Annotated in this window: 5 protein-coding genes; 2 read left to right on the top strand and 3 right to left on the bottom strand. The window is 74.0% G+C overall.

All coding sequences use genetic code 11. The annotated features are described in order from the left end of the window. Positions 1-47 precede the first annotated feature (47 nt). Entirely contained in the window at positions 48-575 is a 528-nt protein-coding gene (locus K7G60_RS38245) for a hypothetical protein (protein WP_225805578.1), read from the bottom strand. Between the two features lie 391 nt (positions 576-966). Here K7G60_RS38245 and K7G60_RS38250 point away from each other — a divergent pair, with 391 nt between their 5' ends. After that, entirely contained in the window at positions 967-1626 is a 660-nt protein-coding gene (locus K7G60_RS38250) for a class F sortase (RefSeq protein WP_225805579.1), read from the top strand. 81 nt (positions 1627-1707) lie between these two features. Here the strand turns inward: K7G60_RS38250 and K7G60_RS38255 are convergent, their stop codons facing one another. Continuing rightward, complete coding sequence (locus K7G60_RS38255) at positions 1708-2574, bottom strand: polysaccharide deacetylase family protein (protein ID WP_225805580.1); 867 nt, start codon at positions 2572-2574, stop codon at positions 1708-1710. Positions 2575-2643: 69 nt separating this feature from the next. Between K7G60_RS38255 and K7G60_RS38260 the strand changes: the two genes are divergently transcribed. Beyond that, positions 2644-3126 (top strand): universal stress protein, encoded by a 483-nt coding sequence (locus K7G60_RS38260; protein WP_263986764.1) that lies wholly within the window; start codon positions 2644-2646, stop codon positions 3124-3126. Positions 3127-3178: 52 nt separating this feature from the next. On the opposite strand, the gene K7G60_RS38265 is transcribed toward K7G60_RS38260, so the two are convergent. After that, positions 3179-4396: a CapA family protein gene (locus K7G60_RS38265; RefSeq protein WP_225805582.1), complete on the bottom strand. Its 1218-nt coding sequence runs from the start codon at positions 4394-4396 to the stop codon at positions 3179-3181. Positions 4397-4705 lie beyond the last annotated feature (309 nt).

Raw genomic sequence — 4705 nt, forward strand, 5'->3', positions numbered from 1 at the left:
GAGTTCTCCCTCTGCGAGCACTGAGGCCGACCGGGAGGTTCGGCCGGTCAGACCCCCGCGCCGGTCAGGCGCCGGCGACGGACGATGAAGAGCCCTCCGCCGAGCGCTGCCGCGGCCACGAGGCTGCCGCCGACGGCCATCTCGGCGGAGCTGGGGTCCAGCGAGCCGCCGAGACCGCCGGCCGCGCCCTGGCCCGCGATGACCCGGAACGGCTGGGTGAGCGTACGGCCGCCGCACTGGACGGCCAGGTTGTACTGGCCGGGGGTGGCGTTGTTGAAGATGCGGGCGGTGGCGGTGGACACCCCGTTGACCGCGGGGCCGAGCGTGACCGTCGCGAAGGCGTTGGACGTGACCGTGCCGCCGGCGCAGCCCCGGACGGTGATCGTGAGGATCCCGCCCTGGTGGACCGCGAAGGGGGACACCGTGACGCCGTTGGAGTTGTCTCCGCCCCGCTCGACCTGGAGAGGGCTGACGGTGACGCTGCCGGGCTCGTTGGCGGCGGTGGCGAGGGGGGCCGCGAGGCCGACCGCCGCGAGCGCGGTGGCGGCCACCGCCAGAGTGCGTGCAGCACGCATGGTTGAACCTCCAGTGGAAGACGCCCCGAAGCGGTGCTCCGGAAGTTTCGACGAGTACGCCTTCCATGACGAACCATCACAAAACGGTGCGAGCCGTGCACGTCGGCACTGGGCCACCCCGGTGAGGCGACACGCCGGGCAGGGGACCCGCCGGATCGACGGAACCGCAGGTCAACGGTGCCCGAGGTGCTTATCTGACGATTACTCGGATGGATCAGTCCGGCCGTCACCCGCCTGCCCTCCGCGCTCCCTCCGGCCGGGGTGCGCCGCCGCACGCCCCGCGCCGGGCCCGGCCACCCGTCCGGCGGCGGTCCCCACCCGTTCGCACCGTCCGGCGCGACGGACCGCGCGACCGCCCTTACCGTTCTGACGACGCCGAGAAGGGAGAACCATGCCCCCGAAGGACTTCCGCGTCTTCGAGCGCAGGAGACGCCAACCCTGGGGCGTCCTGGCCCTCGCCATGCTGTCCGGACTCGCGATGATGCGCAACGGGGTGGACGTCCCCCTCGGACCGCCGCAACCCGCCGCGGCGGCCCGGCCGGTGGCGCGCCCGGTCGTCCCGCCTCCCGCCGCGAGCACCGGTCTGGAGCCGCTGCCCGCCGCTCCGGCATCGCGGGTCAAGATCCCGGCGATCCAGGTGGCGGCCCCCATCATGGACGTGGGTCTGGACGAGCAGGGCTGGGTGGCGGCCCCGCCCCCGGAGGACCCCAACCTCGTCGGCTGGTACCAGAACGGCATCGCACCCGGCCAGCGCGGCACCTCCGTCCTCGTCGGCCACGTCGACAACACCAAGGGCCCGGCGGTCTTCTACGGCCTGGGCTCCCTCCAGAAGGGCCAGCACATCGAGGTCGAGCGGTACGACGGCCGGGTGGCGGTCTTCGAGATCTACGGCGTCGAGGTGTACGCCAAGGACAACTTCCCCGGCGTGGAGGTCTACGCCGACACCGGCGCACCGGAACTGCGGGTGATCACCTGCGGCGGCGGCTACACGCGGGCACGTGGCTACGACGGGAACGTCGTCGTCTTCGCGCGCATGGTGGGCTCCCGCTAGCCTCCCGCGCACGACAGGTCCCGCGCACGGCGGAGGGCCCCGGCACCCGAGGTGCCGGGGCCCTTCCCCGTCGCGCTCCGGTCAGCGCCGGGGGACGGTGATGTGGTAGCCGGCGTCGAGGAGTTCGGGCAGATAGCGGCGGAGCGCGGACACGCTCTGGGAGCGGTTGCCGCCGGCGTCGTGGGAGAGGACGACGACGCCGGGCGCGGCGCCGTCCAGGACGCGGCGGACGATGGCGTTGGCCCCGGGCTCCGTCCAGTCCAGGGTGTCGACGGTCCAGGCGAGCGGCTCCATGCCGAGCTCGGCGCCGATCTCGAAGGAGTGCCGGTTCCAGGCGCCGTAGGGCGCGCGGTACCAGAGCGGGGCCGTGCCCAGGGTCTTCTCGATGACCTCGCTGGTGGAGCCCAGCTCGGCGCGGATCCGGGAGGGCCGCAGTCTGGGGATGAGGGGGTGGGACCAGGAGTGGTTGCCGACGACGTGGCCGTCGTCGGCCATCTCCCGCAGCAGGTCCTGGTTGTCCACGGCCATCTCGCCGCAGACGAAGAACATCGCCCGGCAGTCGTAGTGGCGCAGGGTCTCCAGGATGCCGGGGGTGTACCGGGGGTCGGGGCCGTCGTCGAAGGTCAGCACCATCGAGCGGCCGACCCCGGACATGCTGAGGAAGGGCCGCTGCCGCACCGGCGGCACCGCGCGCCGGAAGGCCGGGGGCGCGTACGCGGTCATGGGCTGGAGCCGGTACGCGGACGGGCGCAGCCGGGCGGAGTGCGTCCGGGGGCCCGTGGCCGGACCCGCACCGGAGGCGCCCTGGGGCGTGGAGGCGGCGCCGGTGGCCGGGTCGGGCGTGACGAACCGGTCCGCCGCGAGGGCTCCGACGGTGACGGTGGCCCCGAGGGCGGCGGCGAGCCGCAGCACCGACCGCCGCCCGCTGGGCATCTGATCCTTTTTCATGACCAATGGTTCGTACGGGCGAGGGCCCGGGCGGCTCAACGACACCGGTCACCTGTCCGAAAACACCCGATGAGCCGATACCCTCGCAGGGTGAGCGCACAGCAGCCCGACCGGTTCGAACGCGGCACCGACGGCCCGAAAGTGATCATGGCGGGGATCGACGGCTCCGCCTCCTCCCTGCGTGCGGCGGCGTACGCGGCAGGGCTCGCCCGGCGACAGAACGCCCTGCTCGCGCTCGTGTACGTACAGCCGGTGATCCCGGCGGGCGCGGCGCTCGGCGCACCCGTGGCCGGGACGACGGAGGAGATCGCCGAGGACCTCGTCGCGGAGATCCGGACGTCCGCCGAGCGGGTCGAGGACCTGTGGCGGATCCGGTGGGAGTTCCACACCTTCCGGGGCGACGCCTACGCGGGCCTGGTCCAGGCGGCCGAGGAGCTGACGGCGGACGCCGTGGTGGTGGGCGCCTCGGAGTCGGCGGGCCACCGCTTCGTCGGCTCGGTCGCCGTCCGTCTGGTGAGGGCGGGCCGCTGGCCGGTCACCGTGGTCCCGTGACCGGCCCGCCCGTCCCCCGCTCCCCGATTCGGTCCGATCCGAAAGACAGGCCCTAGCCGCCCATCACCAGGCCGTCCTTGCCGGCGCCCCGGCCGAGGACCACCTGCCGGACGGTGTCGCGGATCCCGGCCCGGTGCGCGTCCCCGCCCTCCGCCGCGCCGAGGTTCACGACACGGCCGCGCGCGGTGTCGAACCACTGGGGGATGAACTCGGCCTTGGTGACCTCCCAGCGCCCGCCGGGGGTCCTGGGCGGGGCGAAGGTGAAGCGGCCGATGCTGCTCTGGTTGCCGCGCGGGTCGTGGGCGCCCTGGTGGTTGATCATGTCGCCGGCGATCTGGTCGCCCATCCCGTAGACGATCCAGGTCCCGTTGACCTTCTCGTAGGCCTGCGGCACGTGCGCGTGGGTGCCGATGATCAGGTCGACGTCCGGGCGTCCGCCGCTCCGCGAGGCGGTCAGCGCGCGGCCGAGGGAGAGCTGGCGCCCGTCGGGTTCGGTCTGCCACTCGGTGCCCCAGTGGACGCTGACCACCACCACGTCGGCGCCGGCCGCGCGGGCGGCGCGCGCGTCGGCGATCACCTCGGCCTCGTCGAGGAGCCGGACGGCCCAGGGCCGCCCCTCGGGCAGCGGGTGGCCGTTGGTGTCGTAGGTGTAGGCGAGCTGGGCGACCGTGGCGCCGCCGGCCTCGAGGAGGGTGGGCCGCGCCGCCTCCTCGGCCGTGCGGGCGGAGCCGGCGTGCCGGACGCCTGCCCTGTCGAGCGCGTCGAGGGTGCGGCCGAGGCCCGCCGCGCCGTCGTCGAGGGTGTGGTTGGAGGCGGTGGAGCAGGAGTCGTAGCCGGTGGCCTTGAGGGCGGCGGCGATCTCGGGGGGCGATTTGAAGGCTGGATAGCCGGTGTAGGGCCCGCCCTCCTGTCCGTACACGGTCTCCATGTGGCAGATGGCCAGGTCGGCACCGGAGACGACGGACTTCGCGCCGGAGAGCATGGGGCCGAAGTCGTAGCCGGCCCCGCCGGCGTCCTCGGCGGCCCGCCGGATGATCGAGTCGTGCGGGAGGACGTCGCCGGAGGCGACGAGGGTGAAGCCGGCGGGCGCGGAGGCCCCGCCGGGCGCGGCGGACGGGTCGGCGGGGCTCCCGGTGCCGGTCCGACCGGTCGTGGCGCCCGGGGTGGGGCCGCCGACGGCCGGGCCGCCGCCACCGGTGCAGCCGGTGGCCGCCGCGAGCAGGAGCGCGGCGAGCGCCGCCGCCCCCGCGGGTCTGGTGCGTGAGGTCATGTACGGCACTCCGCCCGAATCATGTGATGAACATCTGTTCTGATGAATTGACCTTTCGGGAAAGCCGCAGTCAAGGGTCAAGGCCGCAATGGGTGACGAACCCCGCTGAAACGGATGCACCGGCTCCGTCTGACCGTTCGCCGTACCATTCGCCGCTCGGTGCGACCGTTCGTCGCAGAGCGATGTCCGTTCCCTGTCCCCCGCCGTCCGGATGCGCTCGTATACGCCCCGGACGACGAGCCGCAGGAGAGGCGGGCAGAGCATGGCGACGACGGCGAGGACCGACGAGCGGGCCCCGGGGGGGGGGCG

It is taken from the genome of Streptomyces sp. NK15101, assembly GCF_020400725.1.
Lineage (GTDB): Bacteria > Actinomycetota > Actinomycetes > Streptomycetales > Streptomycetaceae > Streptomyces.

What these genes read in the sequence shown, in the direction of transcription:
- K7G60_RS38255 (WP_225805580.1), bottom strand. Translation starts at nt 2,574, where the DNA reads ATGAAAAAGGATCAGATGCCCAGCGGGCGGCGGTCGGTGCTGCGGCTC.
- K7G60_RS38245 (WP_225805578.1), bottom strand. Translation starts at nt 575, where the DNA reads ATGCGTGCTGCACGCACTCTGGCGGTGGCCGCCACCGCGCTCGCGGCG.
- K7G60_RS38265 (WP_225805582.1), bottom strand. Translation starts at nt 4,396, where the DNA reads ATGACCTCACGCACCAGACCCGCGGGGGCGGCGGCGCTCGCCGCGCTC.
- K7G60_RS38250 (WP_225805579.1), top strand. Translation starts at nt 967, where the DNA reads ATGCCCCCGAAGGACTTCCGCGTCTTCGAGCGCAGGAGACGCCAACCC.
- K7G60_RS38260 (WP_263986764.1), top strand. Translation starts at nt 2,644, where the DNA reads ATGAGCCGATACCCTCGCAGGGTGAGCGCACAGCAGCCCGACCGGTTC.